General features: G+C 26.2%; 1 protein-coding gene and 1 pseudogene. Both read right to left on the bottom strand.

The features are described from left to right. A pseudogene (locus ON17_RS03940) lies at nt 1–72 on the bottom strand (endonuclease); the annotation flags it as partial. Between the two features lie 237 nt (nt 73–309). Continuing rightward, a complete protein-coding gene (locus ON17_RS02715; protein ID WP_017191969.1) occupies nt 310–516 on the bottom strand; it encodes a hypothetical protein in 207 nt (68 codons plus the stop codon). Nucleotides 517–684: the final 168 nt, after the last annotated feature.

Consider the following 684-nt stretch of genomic DNA (forward strand, 5'->3'; position numbering starts at 1 on the left):
TTCAGAAGCGTTAATATATTGTTTGCGATGTTGATACCATTCTTTGGTGCGTTGTGATAGTTTGATTTGCATGGTTATTTGCCTTTCTTAAAAATCTTCTTTAATAATGAAAAAAGATATTTTCCTAAATAATAAATAAATTTAATTATATGATAAAGACATTTAAAGATAAAATCAATTAAACATAAGAGATGAGGTAAAAATAATAAAATAATTGTTAATAAAACTAAATTAAGCCACTTGTTTTGGTAATTCAAGAAATGATGACTGACATTATTAAGGCTATTATTTAATTTAGTTAACCAAGTATTAATTAGCTTCCACATGATTATTAGTTTTAGTAGTTGTTAGATGTTGATAAAATTGAACTACTATTCCTTGTTTTAGTCTTTGGATGCTTAATTGATAAGTCCAAAAATAGAATTTAATTAAATAAGAGATGAGATAAAAAGGGATTGATAATAAAATAAAGATGATATTAGTAGTTAAAAATGAGGATATTTTTTTAATGAACATATTTAATAGTTCCTTCCTTTTTTAATTATTGGGCAATAAAAAAAGACCCTGAGGAGAGTCTTTGGATGATATTTTAATTAAGAATCGAGGATATCTGGTTTTTTAGGGGGTGGTGTGGTGTCTAAGAATTGATAATAAGTTCTAGTTGCCCAACGATCGCCGCCAGAA

The sequence above is a fragment of the Poinsettia branch-inducing phytoplasma str. JR1 genome, assembly GCF_000309465.1.
Taxonomy (GTDB): Bacteria; Bacillota_I; Bacilli_A; order Acholeplasmatales; family Acholeplasmataceae; genus Phytoplasma; species Phytoplasma pruni.